The sequence below is a fragment of the Streptomyces sp. NPDC029674 genome, assembly GCF_044903205.1.
GTDB lineage: Bacteria > Actinomycetota > Actinomycetes > Streptomycetales > Streptomycetaceae > Streptomyces.
In genome coordinates, this window is record NZ_JBJDPY010000001.1 from 360,432 (window position 1) to 375,149 (window position 14,718).

12 protein-coding genes are annotated in these 14,718 nt (G+C 71.4%); 7 read left to right on the forward strand and 5 right to left on the reverse strand.

Translation table 11 applies throughout. The features are described from left to right. Window positions 1-16: 16 nt before the first annotated feature. Window positions 17-1,555 (reverse strand): aldehyde dehydrogenase, encoded by a 1,539-nt coding sequence (locus tag ACI2L3_RS01580; protein ID WP_404750275.1) that lies wholly within the window; start codon window positions 1,553-1,555, stop codon window positions 17-19. Between the two features lie 160 nt (window positions 1,556-1,715). On the opposite strand from ACI2L3_RS01580, the gene ACI2L3_RS01585 reads away from it, so the two are divergent. Then, complete coding sequence (locus ACI2L3_RS01585) at window positions 1,716-2,483, forward strand: gamma-glutamyl-gamma-aminobutyrate hydrolase family protein (RefSeq protein ID WP_404750276.1); 768 nt, start codon at window positions 1,716-1,718, stop codon at window positions 2,481-2,483. 270 nt (window positions 2,484-2,753) lie between these two features. Here ACI2L3_RS01585 and ACI2L3_RS01590 read toward each other — a convergent pair whose 3' ends face one another. Both ACI2L3_RS01590 and ACI2L3_RS01595 read right to left on the reverse strand, forming a co-directional pair. Beyond that, window positions 2,754-3,338 carry a MarR family winged helix-turn-helix transcriptional regulator gene (locus ACI2L3_RS01590; RefSeq protein ID WP_404750277.1) on the reverse strand — a complete coding sequence of 195 codons (585 nt, stop codon included), beginning with the start codon at window positions 3,336-3,338 and terminating at the stop codon, window positions 2,754-2,756. Between the two features lie 57 nt (window positions 3,339-3,395). Continuing rightward, window positions 3,396-4,190, reverse strand: coding sequence for an acetoacetate decarboxylase family protein (locus ACI2L3_RS01595; protein ID WP_404750278.1), 795 nt, complete (start codon window positions 4,188-4,190; stop codon window positions 3,396-3,398). A 561-nt stretch (window positions 4,191-4,751) separates the two neighbouring features. Here ACI2L3_RS01595 and ACI2L3_RS01600 point away from each other — a divergent pair. After that, window positions 4,752-6,137: a glutamine synthetase family protein gene (locus tag ACI2L3_RS01600; RefSeq protein WP_404750279.1), complete on the forward strand. Its 1,386-nt coding sequence runs from the start codon at window positions 4,752-4,754 to the stop codon at window positions 6,135-6,137. Continuing rightward, complete coding sequence (locus tag ACI2L3_RS01605) at window positions 6,121-7,458, forward strand: cytochrome P450 (protein ID WP_404750280.1); 1,338 nt, start codon at window positions 6,121-6,123, stop codon at window positions 7,456-7,458. Before ACI2L3_RS01600 ends, ACI2L3_RS01605 begins: the two co-directional genes overlap by 17 nt. A 6-nt stretch (window positions 7,459-7,464) precedes the next feature. Here ACI2L3_RS01605 and dusB read toward each other — a convergent pair whose 3' ends face one another. Together dusB and ACI2L3_RS01615 are read right to left on the reverse strand one after the other, a co-directional pair. Beyond that, complete coding sequence (gene dusB / locus ACI2L3_RS01610) at window positions 7,465-8,604, reverse strand: tRNA dihydrouridine synthase DusB (protein WP_404750281.1); 1,140 nt, start codon at window positions 8,602-8,604, stop codon at window positions 7,465-7,467. Between the two features lie 72 nt (window positions 8,605-8,676). Then, window positions 8,677-9,567 carry a helix-turn-helix transcriptional regulator gene (locus tag ACI2L3_RS01615; RefSeq protein WP_404750282.1) on the reverse strand — a complete coding sequence of 297 codons (891 nt, stop codon included), beginning with the start codon at window positions 9,565-9,567 and terminating at the stop codon, window positions 8,677-8,679. 101 nt (window positions 9,568-9,668) lie between these two features. On the opposite strand from ACI2L3_RS01615, the gene ACI2L3_RS01620 reads away from it, so the two are divergent. From ACI2L3_RS01620 to ACI2L3_RS01635, 4 genes are all read left to right on the forward strand, one after another. Further along, a complete protein-coding gene (locus ACI2L3_RS01620) occupies window positions 9,669-11,123 on the forward strand; it encodes an MFS transporter (RefSeq protein ID WP_404750283.1) in 1,455 nt (484 codons plus the stop codon). A gap of 78 nt (window positions 11,124-11,201) precedes the next feature. Further along, entirely contained in the window at window positions 11,202-12,677 is a 1,476-nt protein-coding gene (locus tag ACI2L3_RS01625) for an MFS transporter (protein ID WP_404750284.1), read from the forward strand. Between the two features lie 81 nt (window positions 12,678-12,758). Then, window positions 12,759-13,775, forward strand: coding sequence for an aldo/keto reductase (locus tag ACI2L3_RS01630; RefSeq protein ID WP_404750285.1), 1,017 nt, complete (start codon window positions 12,759-12,761; stop codon window positions 13,773-13,775). Window positions 13,776-13,799: 24 nt separating this feature from the next. Next, a complete protein-coding gene (locus ACI2L3_RS01635; protein WP_404750286.1) occupies window positions 13,800-14,387 on the forward strand; it encodes a TetR family transcriptional regulator in 588 nt (195 codons plus the stop codon). The last annotated feature ends 331 nt before the right edge of the window (window positions 14,388-14,718 follow it).

The following is a 14,718-nucleotide window of genomic DNA, read 5'->3' on the forward strand; positions in this document are numbered from 1 at the left end:
GGGCCCACCCCTGGCCCTATCCATGACGGGCCCACCCTTTCGGTGCGGTCACGGTGTTCTTGAGGTCGCAGTAGAAGTCGAAGGACCAGTCGCCGCCCTCGCGCCCGACACCGGAACTGCGCGATCCGCCGAAGGGGGCGGAGAGGTCGCGCACGAAGAAGCAGTTGACCCAGACCGTGCCCGCCACGAGCCGCCCGCTGATCCGCGCGGCGCGCTCGCGGTCACCGGCGACGAGGGTGGCGGCGAGGCCGAAGCGGGTGCCGTTGGCGAGGCGCACGGCCTCGTCGTCGTCCCCTTCGGGGAAGGTCTGGAGGGTGAGGACAGGACCGAAGACCTCCTCCTGGACGATCTCGGAGTCCTGGGCGACGTCGGTGAGGAGGGTGGGGAGGTAGTAGTTGCCGCCCAGCTCCGGGTTGCGGCCGCCGCCGGTGACGGCCTTCGCGCCCGCTTCGAGGGCGCGGCGGACGAACCCGTCGACGCGCTCCACGTGCCGGGGATGGATGTTGGGCCCGATGCCGGTGGCCTCGTCGCGCGGGTCCCCCTGGGTCAGCTTCGTCACCCGGTCGAGGAAGTGCCCGAGGAAGGCGTCGCGCACGGGCTCTTCGACGAGGAGGCGGGTGGCGGCGAGACAGACCTGCCCGGCGTTGTCGTACTGCTCCACGGCGAGGTCGGCGGCCAGCTCCAGGTCGGCGTCGGCGAGGACGAGCAGCGGCGACTTGCCGCCGAGCTCGAAGCTGCACGGCACGAGGTGGGCGGCGGCGGCCTCGGCGATGCGGCGGGCGGTGGGCACGGAGCCGGTGAAGCTGATGCGGCGCACGTCGGGGTCGGCGGTGAGGGGCGCCCCGGCCTCGGCGCCGTACCCCTGCACGACGTTGAAGACTCCGGGCGGCAGCCCCGCCTCATGCGTGATGTCGGCGAGGAGCGAGGCGGTCAGCGGGGTCCACTCGGAGGGCTTGAGCACGACGGTGGAGCCCGCCGCGAGCGCCGGCGCGATCTTCCAACTGGCGAGCATCAGCGGGGCGTTCCACGGGGTGATGAGGACGGCGGGCCCCGCCGGGTCCCAGCTGACGTGGTTCGTGTGCCCCCGCGTGTCGAAGTCCTCGTGGCCGAGAGCGAGGAGCCGGTCGGCGAAGTAGCGGAAGTTGTGGGCGACGCGCGGCATGACGCCGCGGCGGTTCGAGCGCAGGAGTGCGCCGTTGTCGGCGGTCTCGACCGCCGCGAGCTCCTCGGCGCGGGCGTCGACGCCGTCGGCGACGGCGCGCAGCAGCCGGGCCCGCTCGGCGGCCGGCGTCGCCGCCCACCCGGCGAACGCGTTACGGGCGGCGACCACGGCGGCGCGTGCCTCGCCGGGGCCGCCACGTGCGATGGCGGCGAGAGGGGTGCCGTCGATGGGTGAGTGGTCGGTGAAGGCGGGGGTGGGGGTGGGGGTGGCGGTGCCCGTGACGGTGGCTGAGCGGGTGCCGTTGATCCAGTGGCGGGTGTCGACGGGTACGCCTTCGACGCTGGCGACCGTTGCGCGCAACGCAGCTGTCGCCGTGAGTGGAGCTTGATCCATAACCATCACCGCCCCGGTTCGTTTGACCCCAAACAACGTACGAGCGGGGGCGGCAGGGGGTCAACCCCTCGCAGGGGTCCGGTACTTCGACTACCGTTCGGGCTCAAACGACGACCCCGCTTCAGCCTGCGTCTGTTGCCGACCGGCCCGGGAGGTTCCGATGCCGAGCCGTCGACCCCTGATCGCCCTCCCCCAGCGGTACGCCGCGACGACCTCCGCCCTCCGCTACGCCGCCGTCGTCACCGCCCGCGCCCTCGCCGAGGCGGTGTTCCGCGCGGGCGGCGAGCCGTTCATGATGCTTCCCGGCCCGCCGGACGAGACCGCCGACCGACTGTCGCGCTGCGCAGGACTGCTGCTGCCTGGAGGCGGGGATCTCGCGCCTTGGCGGTACGGGGTGGGAGCGGGGGCCGACGGGACAGGGGCGGGAGGCGTACACCGCTCCGTGTACGACGTCGACGACGCACAGGACGACTTCGACCTCGCCCTCACGCACTGTGCGCTGTCCACCGGCCTGCCGACCCTGGCGGTGTGCCGCGGACTACAGGCGGTGAACGTCGCACTCGGCGGCACGTTGCGCCAGGACATGGGCGGCCCCGGCACGGATCACCGCCATGTGGTCCACCCCGTACGGCTGGCGACCGGGTCAACGGTGGCGCGGGCGATGGGTGTGGGCGGAGCCCCGAGCGAGGAGGGCACGGAGGAGGTAGCGGTCTCCTGCTACCACCACCAGTGCGTAGACCGCCTCGGACAGGGCCTCACCCCCACCGCCTGGTCGACCGACGGAACGATCGAGGCCCTGGAACTCGCGGACGCGGCCGGCTGGTTCACCGCGGTGCAGTGGCATCCGGAGGACACGGCGGCGACGGACCGGGGCCAGCAGGGTCTGTTCGGGGCGTTGGTTCGGGCGGCCGTTGAGGGGGGTGGGTGAGGGACCCGGGGATGGGTGAGGGGCGCCTTGGGGGGTAGGGGCGCCGGAGGGTGGTTAGGGGCGCGGGGAACTGCGCGACCAGCCCCCACCACCCCGCAGCGAACACCGACCAGAGCGCCCCCTTCCAGGGGCGCGGGGAACTGCGCGGCCAACCCCCACAGGCCCGCAGCGAACCCACACGCGAAACACCCCCAGGGGCGCGGGGAACTGCGCGGCCAACCCCCACCGCCCCGCAGTGCACCCACGAGGCACGCGCCTCGGAAAAGCCCGCTACGCGGACCGCCTGGCCCTCCGCCCACTACGCCTCCGCACCGGCTCCGCCCCATTCAGCAACCGCTGCCGCCGCTCATCCCCCCGCTCCTCCGTCCGCACGACGATCCTCCGCAGCAGATCCGCCAACGTCTCGCACTCCTCATCCGTCAGCCCCCCGGTGACGAACGCCTCCTCCGCGTTGAAGGCGGGAAAGACCTCACCCATCAGCCGCTCCCCCTCATCCGTGAGGCGGAGCAGGACGAGCCGGCCGTCGTCGGGGTGACCGCGGCGCTCGACGAGGCCGCGCCCCATGAGGGTGCGGGCGACCCCGGTGAGCGTGCCCTTGGAGATGCCCGCCTCCTCGGCGACGTACCGCGTCTCCGTCTCGCCCCAGATCCAGATGACGTAGAGAACCACGAAGGACGTCCACGTCAGTTCGGCACCCCGGAGCACGGAGTTCTCGAAGTGCTGCCGTACGGCCGCCGCCGCGCGGTAGATGTTCGAGACGGCGGCCATCTGCTCGTACTGGACACGCGTACCCGTGTCGCCGAGCTTGGCCCGGACCGCCTTCTCGGTCTCGCGGATGGTGCGGTGGCCCGTCACTCAGTGGCTCCTCGTGGTGTGGCTGGCAAGTAATAAGGGGGTGGGGGCGGCCGGGGTCTACAGCTCGCGCTCCAACAGTGTCCCGCCGTTCCAGGTGACGCCCACCTGACGGTAGTACGCACCGATCGGCTCCTCGACGGCGAGCGCGGCCAGTTCCTCCGTGGGCGCCTCGAAAAGGTCGAGCTCGGCCTCGCCCGCCCACGCCTGGCCGCCCTCGAAGGCCGCGGCGCCCGACTCGATCAGCTCGTCCAGGGCGAGGCCCTTGCCGTCGATGGACGGGAGTTGGCGGTGGTGGGCCATGGGGTGGGCGTTGACGAAGCCGTTGGTGGGTGAGGGGGCGCGCAGGGTGACCACCGCCTGGGCGAGGCGGCGGTCGGCGGCGGCGAGGGTGGCGCCGAAGACGGCGCCGGGTTCGATGCGGGGGGCGGGGCCGTAGGGGTGGGGGCGGGTGAGGTGGATGGAGCCGAGCTTCTTCGGGTAGCCCTGGTGGTTGCCGCGGGCGACGGCGAAGTCCTTGTCGACCCAGATGTACACGCAGCGGGAGTACGTACGGTCGCGGTAGGCGCAGCGGACGACCGCGAAGCACTCCTTGTACTGGGCGCGGACGGGGTCGACGAGTTCACTCCCGTCGGCGCCGCAGGACTGCCAGTCGGCCCAGATGAGGGCGACCGCGCCGGGGTCGTCGGGGGCGGGGTCGAGGGGGGCGGGGAGGAGTTCGCGGACGCGGGCCGGGTCGGTGCGGTATTCCACTGTGAGGAGGTCGCCGGAGTAGTGCCAGGGGGGTGGCGGCACGATGGCGGACCGGCCGGTGGCGCTCTTGGGCGGCAAGAATCCCCTGAGTCCTCCGACCATGACCAGCCCCTCCCACGCCTCGTTTGACCCCGTACGGTACGCCGGGGCGGGTGGGGCTGTCACTGGGGCGGGGTCGCTTCGCGGGGTGCGGGTCGCGCGGGCCGCCCGTCTGTGGGGCGGGGGCGCGGGGGTATGTGCGTACTCGCTATCCCTGCGTCGCGCCTCAAGTCCAAAGACGCCACAGTGTGCTCAGTGCTCCGTTCGCACATACCCCCACACCCCCTCGCGAGCGCTTGCGCCTGCGGCCCGGTGAGGCGACTCGCTCCTACTCCCGCTGGGCGTCGCGGGGTGCACGGGCGGGCGGGTGGGATGCATCCGCCGCGAAGCGGCGGGCTCGGTGCTCCTACCCCGGCAGGACGGCGCAGGGCGCACGGGCGGGTGGGTGGGATACATCCGCCGCGAAGCGGCGGGACAGTCCCCCCACCGGGGTGCCACGGAGAACAACGAGGCGCCACCCACCCCACGTTGAGTGGGCCCGCGCCCCCTTGCGGGGGTGCCCCACCGTGCATAACGTTTGAGGTCAAACAAAAAGCCGCCGCACCCCGAAAGGCTGGGCCACGGGTGAGTGAAGCGAGCGCACGGTCCCGGGACCGGGACACCCACGTCACGGAAACCGTCGAAGCGCTGCGCGCCACCGGCACCGACGTCGTCCGCGTCGTCTACCCCGACCTCATAGGAGCCGACCGCGGACGCGACGTCCTGGTCGGACAGTTGCCGAGCGCCTGCGGGCACGGGCTCACCTTCTGCCGGGCCGTCTACCACACCAGCCCCAGGGGCGACGTCGTCCCCGTCGCGGGGGGACTCGACGCGGGGCTCCCCGACATCTGCGTACAACCGGATCTGCGCACGCTCAAACCGCTGCCGTGGGAGCCAGGGGTCGCCTGGTGCCTGGGCGACAGTCTCGATCCGCTCACGGGAGTGCCCGTACCCGAGTCGCCCCGCGCCCTGCTGCGCCGGGTCCTCGACCGGACGGATGAGTACGGGGGCGACCACGGGATCTCCCCCATCATCGGCCCCGAACTGGAGTACTTCCTCTGCGACGCCTCCCCCACCACCGCCTCCGGCTGGGTCCCCTACGGCGGCGCCACCGGAAACGTATACAGCGCCGGCCGGCGCGGCGACCCGGACGGCCATCTACTGCGGACGCTACGGCAGTTGGACGCACTGGGCATCGGCGTCATCGCGGGGAACCACGAGTTCGACGGCGGCCAGTTCGAGATCAACCTCGACCACTCGGGCGCCCTGGACGCCGCCGACCGCGCCTTCTTCTTCAAGGCCGCCGTCAAGGAGGCCGCCCGCCATGAAGGGCGGCTCGCGACCTTCATGGCCAAACCTTTCAACGGCCTCGGCGGTTCCGGATTCCACGCGCACCTGTCACTGGTCGACTGCGACGGGCGCAACGTCTTCGACGATCCGCGGGCCGAGGGCGGAATCTCCGCCACCGCCCGGCACGCCGTCGGCGGCGTACTGCGGCACGCGCCCGCGCTCGCCGCCCTGCTCAACCCGACCGTCAACTCCTACAAGCGTTTCGGACCCGACACCCTCGCCCCCTGGCTGATCGACTGGGGCCTGGACAACCGCAGCGCCATGGTCCGCATACCGCCCGAGCGCGGCGCCGGCACCAGACTGGAGCTGCGTCTCGGTGACGCGTCCGCCAATCCCTATCTCCTCGTCGCGGGCACCGTCGCCGCGGTCCTTCTCGGGCTGCGGGAGAAGACCGAACCGCCCGCCCCGTTGGAGGGTTACGGATACGACGAGACCTCGGCGACCCGGCTGCCCGCCACGCTCACCGAAGCGCTCCACGCGCTGGAAGCCGACGAGGCGCTCGTCGGGCTCCTGGGCGAAGGCTTCGTCCGCGCCTTCCTCACGTACAAGCGCAATGAGGTCGAAAGGTACCAACAGGCCGTGACTGACTGGGAGTTCGGAGAATATGCATTTCTCATCTGACCGACCCCTCCCGTCGGCCCCGCCGGCCCCGCCGGTCCCATCGGCCCCGACGGCAGTCGACGACGTACCGCCTCTCGCCCTCGCCGATGTCGACCTCGCCGACAACGACCGGTTCACCGACCGCGCGCTGCCCTGGCGGATGTTCGACGTACTGCGCCGCGAGGATCCCGTCCACTGGCAGCCCGAGCCCCCGCCCAACGCCGGTTTCTGGGCGGTCACCCGGCACGCCGACATCGTGCGGGTCGACCGTGATCCCGAGACGTTCACCTCCGAGAGGTTCACGAATCTCGAGGAAGTCGACGAGGATTACATTGCCCTGCGCCGTTCATTGCTGGAGACCGACGGTCTGCGGCACCGCGCCATGCGGCTCATCCTGCAGAAGCGGTTCACGCCGCGCGCCGTCGCGACGTACGAGACGTTCCTGCGCGGGCTCACGGCCTGCACGCTCGACGCCGCCCTGCCCAAGGGCACCTTCGACTTCGTGCGGGAGATATCCGCCGACTTCCCCATCAACGTGCTCGCGCGCATGCTCGACGTGCCGGAGGAGGACACGCAGCGGCTCATCGACTGGGGCAACCGCATCATCGGCAACACCGATCCCGACTACGCGGACGTACTGCTGGAGAGCGAGGAGAGCGAGCGGTATCGGAACCTGCCGTTTCGGTCGCCCGCCGCGCTTGAAGTCTTCGCGTACGGGAGGGAGTTGGCCGCCCGGCGGCGGGGCGGCAGCGGGGGTGACCTCGTGAGCGCCCTGGTGAACAGCTCACCCAAGGACGGGGTTCCGCTCTCCCCCACCGACTTCGACAACTACTTTCTGCTGCTCGTCGTCGCCGGGAACGAGACCACCCGGCACGCCATCTCACACTCCATGCTCGCCCTCATCGAGCACCCGGAGGAGCGCGCGCGGCTCGTCCGCGATCCCTCGCTCATACCGAACGCCGTCGAGGAGTGCCTGCGATGGGCCTCGCCCGTCTACCACTTCCGGCGGACGGCGACGTGCGACGTCGAGCTCGGCGGGAAGCTGATCAAGGCGGGCGACAAGGTCGTCATGTGGTTCGCCTCCGGCAACCGCGACGAGGACGTCTTCCCGGATCCGTACCGCTTCGACGTCACCCGCGAGAACAACGACCACGTCACCTTCGGCAAGGGCAGCCCGCACTTCTGCCTCGGCAACTCCCTCGCCCGCCTGGAGATGCGGGTCATGTTCGAGGAGCTGCTGCCGCGGCTCGCGGACATCCGGGTCGCCGGCGAGGTGCGGCGCGTGCGGTCCAACTTCGTCAACGGGATCAAGGAGCTGCCGGTCACGGTGACGCTCGTCTAGGGCGTGTCAGCCGCCCGAGGTGTCCAGTTCCGCTTCCTCGCTGATGCCCGCGCAGTCGTACGGGTCCTTCAGCCAGCCGTCCGGCAGCACCACGCGGTTGTTGCCTGACGTGCGGCCGCGCGGACCGTCCGCGCCCGCCGGCCACTCCTGGTCGAGGTCCAACTCGCCGAGCCCGTCCTCCAGTTCGGCGAGCGACGACGTGACCGCGAGGCGCTTGCGCATCTCGGAGCCGACCGCGAAACCCTTCAGGTACCACGCCACGTGCTTGCGGAAGTCGATGACGCCGCGCGACTCGTCGCCGATCCACTCGCCGAGGAGCGTGGCATGGCGCAGCATGACGGCGGAGACTTCGCGCAGGGTCGGGGCCTTGGGCGCGCCCGTGCCCTCGAAGGCGGCGACCAGGTCGCCGAAGAGCCAGGGGCGGCCGAGGCAGCCGCGGCCCACGACGACGCCGTCGCAGCCGGTCTCGTTCATCATGCGGACCGCGTCGGCGGCCGACCAGATGTCGCCGTTGCCGAGCACGGGGATCTCGGGGACGTACTCCTTGAGGCGGGCGATGGCGTCCCAGTCGGCCGTGCCGCCGTAGTGCTGGGCAGCGGTCCTGCCGTGCAGCGCGATGGCCGTGACGCCCTCCTCGACCGCGATGCGGCCCGCGTCGAGGAAGGTGATGTGGTCGTCGTTGATGCCCTTGCGCATCTTCATGGTGACGGGCAGGTCCCCGGCGCCGCTGACGGCCTCGCGCAGGATGGCGCGGAGCAGCGGGCGCTTGTACGGGAGCGCGGAGCCGCCGCCCTTGCGGGTGACCTTGGGGACGGGGCAGCCGAAGTTCAGGTCGATGTGGTCGGCCAGGTCCTCCTCCGCGATCATGCGGACGGCCTTGCCGACGGTCGCGGGGTCGACGCCGTACAGCTGGATGGAGCGCGGCTTCTCCGTCTCGTCGAAGTGGATCAGCTGCATCGTCTTCTCGTTGCGCTCCACCAGGGCGCGGGTGGTGATCATCTCGCTGACGAAGAGGCCCTTGCCGCCGCTGAACTCCCGGCAGAGCGTCCGGAACGGCGCGTTCGTGATGCCCGCCATGGGGGCGAGCACGACGGGCGGCTGCACGGTGTGCGGGCCGATCGACAGGGGCTGCGGCAGGGACGGCATGGATGATCTCCGGGACGGACGACGGGACCCTCTATTGTCCCTCACTCCTCAGGCGGCCGTCCCCCGCGTCTTTCAGGCCTCCGCGGAGGGCTCCGCAAGGCGCTCCAGGCGTTCCAGGCGCTCTTCCGTCTCGTCGTCGGCGGGGACGTACGCGATGAGGCGGTACGCGTGCGTGAGCGGGGCCATCCACAGCATCCGGTGCTCCAGCCTGAGCAGGCCGACCTGGGGGTGCTGATAGCGCTTGACGTGCGGCGCCATGGTCGCCACCTCGTGCCGCTCCCACAGCTCGCGGAACTCGGCGGACGCCCCGGCCAGCCGGTCGCGCAGCTCCTTCCAGGCGGGTTCGGCGCCGTGCTCGGCCATGGCACCGCGGAACTTCGCGACCAGGTCGCGCAGCATCTCGTCCCGGTCGAGGAAGGTCTCCCGCCAGCTCCGGCTGGTGGCGAGGAGCCACAGGCAGTTGCGGTCGCGCGGCTCCATCGCGTCGAAGTCCCCGAAGACGTGGGTCCAGGAGCGGTTGTACGCGAGGACGTCGTAGCGGCCGTTCTGCACGTTGGCCGGGTAGGGGCCGAGGCGGCGCATCAGCCGTCGTACCTCCGCGGAGAGCGCTGTGCACTCGGCCTCGGGGCGCGGGTCGACGGCGCCCGCGAGCGCGAAGAGGTGGGCGCGCTCGCTGGGGTCCATCAGGAGCGCCCGCGCGATGGCGTCGATGACCTGCGCGGACACCTTGATGGAGCGCGCCTGCTCCAGCCACGTGTACCAGGTGACGCCCACGCAGGCCAGCTGCGCGACCTCCTCGCGGCGCAGGCCCGGCGTGCGGCGGCGGGCGCCGCGGGGCAGGCCGACCTGCTCGGGTGTGACGCGTTCGCGGCGGCTGCGGAGGAAGGCGGCGAGCTCTTGGCGGCGGATGTCGGCGGCGGCGGGTGCGGGTGCGGCGGCGGGTCCGGGTGCGGTAACGGTCACCTGTCCAGGCTGCGCCATCCCGCAGCCTGTTTCCAGGTTCGCCTGGTACCAGGATAAGGACACTCTGGTACCCCTCTGAGGGCCGGAACATCGTCGTATCCGTGACTCTCACGACCAACACCGACAAGTCCCGCGCCAGCGGCGCGGCCGCTTCCCCCGCGCCCTCCCCCTTGACCCCCCTCACCTCCCTCGGCCTCCTCACCGTCCTCCTCGGCGCCTCCCTCTCCAGCATCGACTTCTTCATCGTCAACATCGCCCTGCCCAGCATCGAACGGGACCTGCACGCCTCCCCCGCCACGCTGGAGATGGTCGTCGCCGGTTACGCGGTGGCGTACGCCGTACTGCTCGTCCTGGGCGGCCGGCTCGGCGACACGTACGGGCGCCGGAAGCTCTTCCTGTGGGGCGTGGCCGCCTTCGGCCTGACCTCGCTGGCCTGCGGGCTCGCGCCCGGCGCGTGGTGGCTGGTGGGGGCACGCGTGGCGCAGGGCGCCGCGTCCGCGCTGATGCTGCCGCAGGTACTCGGCACGATCCACGCGACGACGAGCGGCGAGCGGCGGGCCAGGACCGTCGCGCTGTACGGCGCGGTGAGCGGCGTCGCGGGTCTGCTCGGGCAGGCCCTCGGCGGTGCCCTGGTCGCCGCGGACCTGGGCGGCACGGGCTGGCGCGCGGTGTTCCTCGTCAACGTGCCGATCGCGGTGGTGGCCCTGCTCGTCGGAGTACGAGCGGTGCCGGACAGCCGCGCCGAGCGGCCCGTACGGGGTGACGTCCTCGGCACCGTCCTGTTCGCCGGCGCGCTGACCGCGTTCCTGCTGCCCCTGACGGAGGGCCGCGCGACGGGCTGGCCGCTGTGGTCGGTGCTCCTGCTGGTCGCGGCGCCGCTGCTCGGCTGGGCGTTCGGCGCGGTGGAGAGCCGCGCCGAACGCACCGGCGGCAGCCCGCTGCTCCCGCCGTCACTGCTGCGCGAGCCTGCCGTGCGCAGAAGCCTCGTCCTCGGCCTGCCGATCTTCATCGGCTTCAGCGGCTTCATGTTCGGATTCGCGATCATCCTCCAGCAGGGGCTGGGGTACGGAGCGCTGAAGGCGGGCCTGACCGTGATCCCGATGGGCCTCACGCAGATCCCGGCGTCGATGCTCGTACCGCGCCTGGCGCACCGCTGGGGCACTCGCGCGATGACCCGGGCCGCCCTGGTCCACGCCACGGGCCTCGCGGTGCTCGCGGCGACGGTGCTGTGGGCTCCGTGGCCCGGCCTGAACCCGTTGGCCCTCGCTCCGGGACTGCTCCTGTGCGGCGCCGGCCAGGGCGTCCAGCTCGCCCTCTACTACCGCGTCGCGCTCGCGGCCGTACCTGCCGCGCGGGCGGGCGCGGGCAGCGGACTCGCGGCGACGGTCCAGCAGTCGTGCCTGGCGGTGGGCGTGGCGACGATCGGCTCGCTCTTCCTGGCGCTGATCCCCGACATCGGCATACGGAATGCGTTCGTGACGGCGCTCGGGGTGCAGTTGGCGGGGTTGCTCGGGCTGGCGCTGCTCAGCCTGCGGTTGCCGGGGCGGTTGGCCTGACGGTCGGGGCGGTCCGGTGGGTGCCACCTCGCCGTACCGCCGTACCGCCGTGCCACCCTGCCGCCGTACCGTCGAAAGATGCCCGATGAACTCACCCGCGGCCATCGCGACGAACTCCCTCAGAGCCACCGCGACGACCTCCCCCACCGCCGGCGCATGCTCGTCCTGGCGATCTGCTGCACGAGCCTGCTGATCGTCACCCTCGACAACACGGTCCTGAACGTCGCGCTGCCCACCCTGCAGAAGGAGTTCGACGCGAGCGTCTCGGGCATGCAGTGGACGGTCGACGCGTACACGCTCGTCCTCGCCTCGCTCCTCATGCTGGCGGGCTCGACCGCCGACCGGATCGGCCGCCGCAAGGTCTTCGTGACGGGCCTGGTCGTCTTCACCCTCGGCTCGGCGCTCTGCTCACTGGCGCCCAGCCTCGAACTGCTCGTGGTCTTCCGCATGGTGCAGGCGGTCGGCGGCTCCATGCTGAACCCGGTGGCGATGTCGATCATCACCAATACGTTCACCGACCCGCGCGAGCGGGCCCGGGCCATCGGCGTCTGGGGCGGCGTCGCGGGCATCTCCATGGCGGCGGGCCCGCTGGTCGGCGGCGTGCTCGTGGACACGGTCGGCTGGCGCTCGATCTTCCTGGTCAACCTGCCGGTGGGCCTCGCCGCGCTCCTCCTCACCCTGCGGTACGTCCCCGAGTCGCGCGCCCCCAGCCCGCGCCGCCCGGACCCGGTCGGACAGCTCCTGGTGATCGTGCTGCTCGGCGCGCTGACGTTCGCGATCATCGAGGCGCCGCGCGCCGGCTGGACGTCACCGCTGATCCTCGGCTCCGCGGGCGTCGCGGCGGCCGGCCTCGCCGGACTGCTCCGCTACGAGCCGCGCCGCGCCCAGCCCCTCATCGACCTGCGCTTCTTCCGCTCGGCGCCGTTCAGCGGCGCGACGGTGATCGCGGTCTGCGCCTTCGCCTCCCTCAGCGGCTTCCTCTTCCTCTCGACGCTCTACCTCCAGGACGTACTCGGCCTGGACGCGCTGCACGCCGGCCTGTGGATGCTGCCGATCGCGGCCATGGCACTGGTCTGCGGCCCGCTCTCGGGCCGCCTGGTGGGCAGCCGCGGCCCGCGCGTCCCGCTGCTGATCGCGGGGATGACGATGACGGCCTCGGGCATCCTCTTCGCCGCGTTCGAGGCGGAGAACTCCAGCGGTCCTCGCCTGATCGGCTACGTCCTCTTCGGCCTCGGTTTCGGCTTCGTGAACGCGCCGATCACCAACACGGCCGTCTCCGGAATGCCGCGCGCCCAGGCGGGCGTAGCCGCGGCGGTCGCCTCCACGAGCCGCCAGATCGGCACGACGCTCGGCGTAGCGGTGATCGGCGCGGTCCTGGCGTCGGGCGTCGCGTCTTCTTCGTACGCGAAGGACTTCACGGCGGCGAGCCGCCCCGCCTGGTGGATCATCGCGGGCTGCGGCCTGGCGGTGCTGGTGCTGGGGGCGGTGACGAGCGGGCGGCGGGCGCGGGAGTCGGCACGGAGGACGGCGGAACAACTGACAACCGCCAGATGACAGAGCACAGGCACAGGCACGGATGACAGGTAACAGATAACAGATATTGAAATCTGTCATTCGTCATGCCATGGTGGACGCATGCGTACTCTCACTCTCGGCACGACCGGCCCCCAGACCTCCGCCCTCGGCCTCGGCTGCATGGGCATGTCCGCGCTCTACGGGGAGGCGGACCGCACGGAGTCCATCGCGACGATCCACGCCGCCCTGGAAGCGGGCATCACGCTCCTCGACACCGGCGACTTCTACGCGATGGGCCACAACGAACTACTGATCGGCGAGGCCCTGCGCACCGCGCCCCCCGCGCACCGCGAACAGGCCCTCACCAGCGTCAAGTTCGGCGCCCTGCGGGACCCGGACGGCGGCTGGTCGGGTTACGACGGCCGCCCGTCAGCGGTCAAGAACTTCGCCGCGTACTCGCTCCAGCGCCTGGGCGTCGACCACATCGACGTCTACCGCATCGCCCGCGTCGACCCCGACGTCCCGGTCGAGGAGACGGTGGGCGCCATCGCAGAGCTGGTCGAGAAGGGGTACGTGCGGCACATCGGCCTCTCCGAGGTCGGCGCCGCGACGATCCGCCGGGCGGCGGCGACGGCCCCCATCTCGGACCTCCAGATCGAGTACTCGCTGATCTCGCGCGGTATCGAGTCCGAAATCCTGCCGACGGTCGCCGAACTGGGCATCGGCGTGACGGCGTACGGGGTCCTGTCCCGCGGCCTGATCTCCGGCCACTTCACCCGCGACCGCAAGCTGGCCGCGAACGACTTCCGCGCGATGAGCCCCCGCTTCCAGGGCGAGAACCTCGACCGCAACCTCGACCTGGTGGACGCCCTGCGGAAGATCGCCGACCAGAAGGGCGTGAGCGTCGCGCAGACCGCGATCGCGTGGGTACTCGCACAGGGCCCGCGGCACGGGGCGTCGATCGTCCCGCTGGTGGGCGCCCGTACGCGCACCCGCCTGGACGAGGCGCTCACGGCCCTGGACGTAACACTCAACGCCACCGACCTGGCCGCGATCGAGGAGGCCATCCCTGCGGACGCGGCGGCGGGAGCCCGCTACCCGGACTCCCAGATGGCACACCTCGACAGCGAGCACTGATCCGTCCCCGGGTACGGTCTAGCCATGGCAGCAACCGCGGCTCCCCTGACCCCCGAGCGCATCCTCGAAGCGACCGAGGAGGTGCTGCGCAGGCACGGCGCGGCCAGGGCCACGGTCGTCGACGTGGCCCGCGCGCTGGGGGTGAGCCACGGCACGGTGTACCGCCACTTCCGTACGAAGACGGAGCTGCGCGGCGCGGTGACGCGACGCTGGCTGGACCGTACGTCGCAGACCCTCTCCACGATCGTCACCGGCACCGAAGCCCCCGAGGCGAAACTCCGCCACTGGCTGGCGGCCCTCTTCGAGGCGAAGCAGCACAAGGCCGGCGACGACCCGGAACTCTTCGCCACGTACTCGGTACTGGTGGACGAGAACAGCGACGTCGTCGACGACCACATCGCCGACCTGACGTCCCAACTCACCACGATCATCCAAGAGGGCGTGGACCGAGGCGACTTCACGTCCCCCGACCCCACCCTGTCGGCCCGCGCCGTCTTCGACGCAACGGCCCGCTTCCACGACCCGGCGTACGCGACGCACTGGTCCCGCCCGGGCATCGAGACCGCATTCACGGCGGTCCTGGACCTCACGCTACGAGGTTTGCGCGCCTGACCGCCCAGCAGGGCTCATCGGCCAGACCCAAGTAGGGACGAGACGGGCTCGATCCCCCTCGAAGGCAGCGACTTCGGCGGGTACGCGAAGAGCCGAACCATCACGGTGCGTTTACGGCCCCCCTTGCCCTGCGCTGACACACAGAGGCCTCCACAGCCCCCTTCTCTGCCCAAGTGACCCACTTTGCAGGCAGGTTGAGGTGAAGCGTTTGATTGTCCGCTTTGGGAGCCCTTGGGCTGGAACACTACGGTCAGCGATCATAAGTCACAATCTGGTTTCTGTAGCTTCACATAGGGAACCTCAGCGTCTCCGCATTCCTCTTAGCGGTATT

Bases quoted from the DNA above. Each gene is read 5' to 3' on its own strand.
- ACI2L3_RS01580 (WP_404750275.1), bottom strand. From the start codon at position 1,555: ATGGATCAAGCTCCACTCACGGCGACAGCTGCGTTGCGCGCAACGGTC.
- ACI2L3_RS01595 (WP_404750278.1), bottom strand. From the start codon at position 4,190: ATGGTCGGAGGACTCAGGGGATTCTTGCCGCCCAAGAGCGCCACCGGC.
- ACI2L3_RS01605 (WP_404750280.1), top strand. From the start codon at position 6,121: ATGCATTTCTCATCTGACCGACCCCTCCCGTCGGCCCCGCCGGCCCCG.
- ACI2L3_RS01585 (WP_404750276.1), top strand. From the start codon at position 1,716: ATGCCGAGCCGTCGACCCCTGATCGCCCTCCCCCAGCGGTACGCCGCG.
- ACI2L3_RS01625 (WP_404750284.1), top strand. From the start codon at position 11,202: ATGCCCGATGAACTCACCCGCGGCCATCGCGACGAACTCCCTCAGAGC.
- dusB (WP_404750281.1), bottom strand. From the start codon at position 8,604: ATGCCGTCCCTGCCGCAGCCCCTGTCGATCGGCCCGCACACCGTGCAG.
- ACI2L3_RS01635 (WP_404750286.1), top strand. From the start codon at position 13,800: ATGGCAGCAACCGCGGCTCCCCTGACCCCCGAGCGCATCCTCGAAGCG.
- ACI2L3_RS01630 (WP_404750285.1), top strand. From the start codon at position 12,759: ATGCGTACTCTCACTCTCGGCACGACCGGCCCCCAGACCTCCGCCCTC.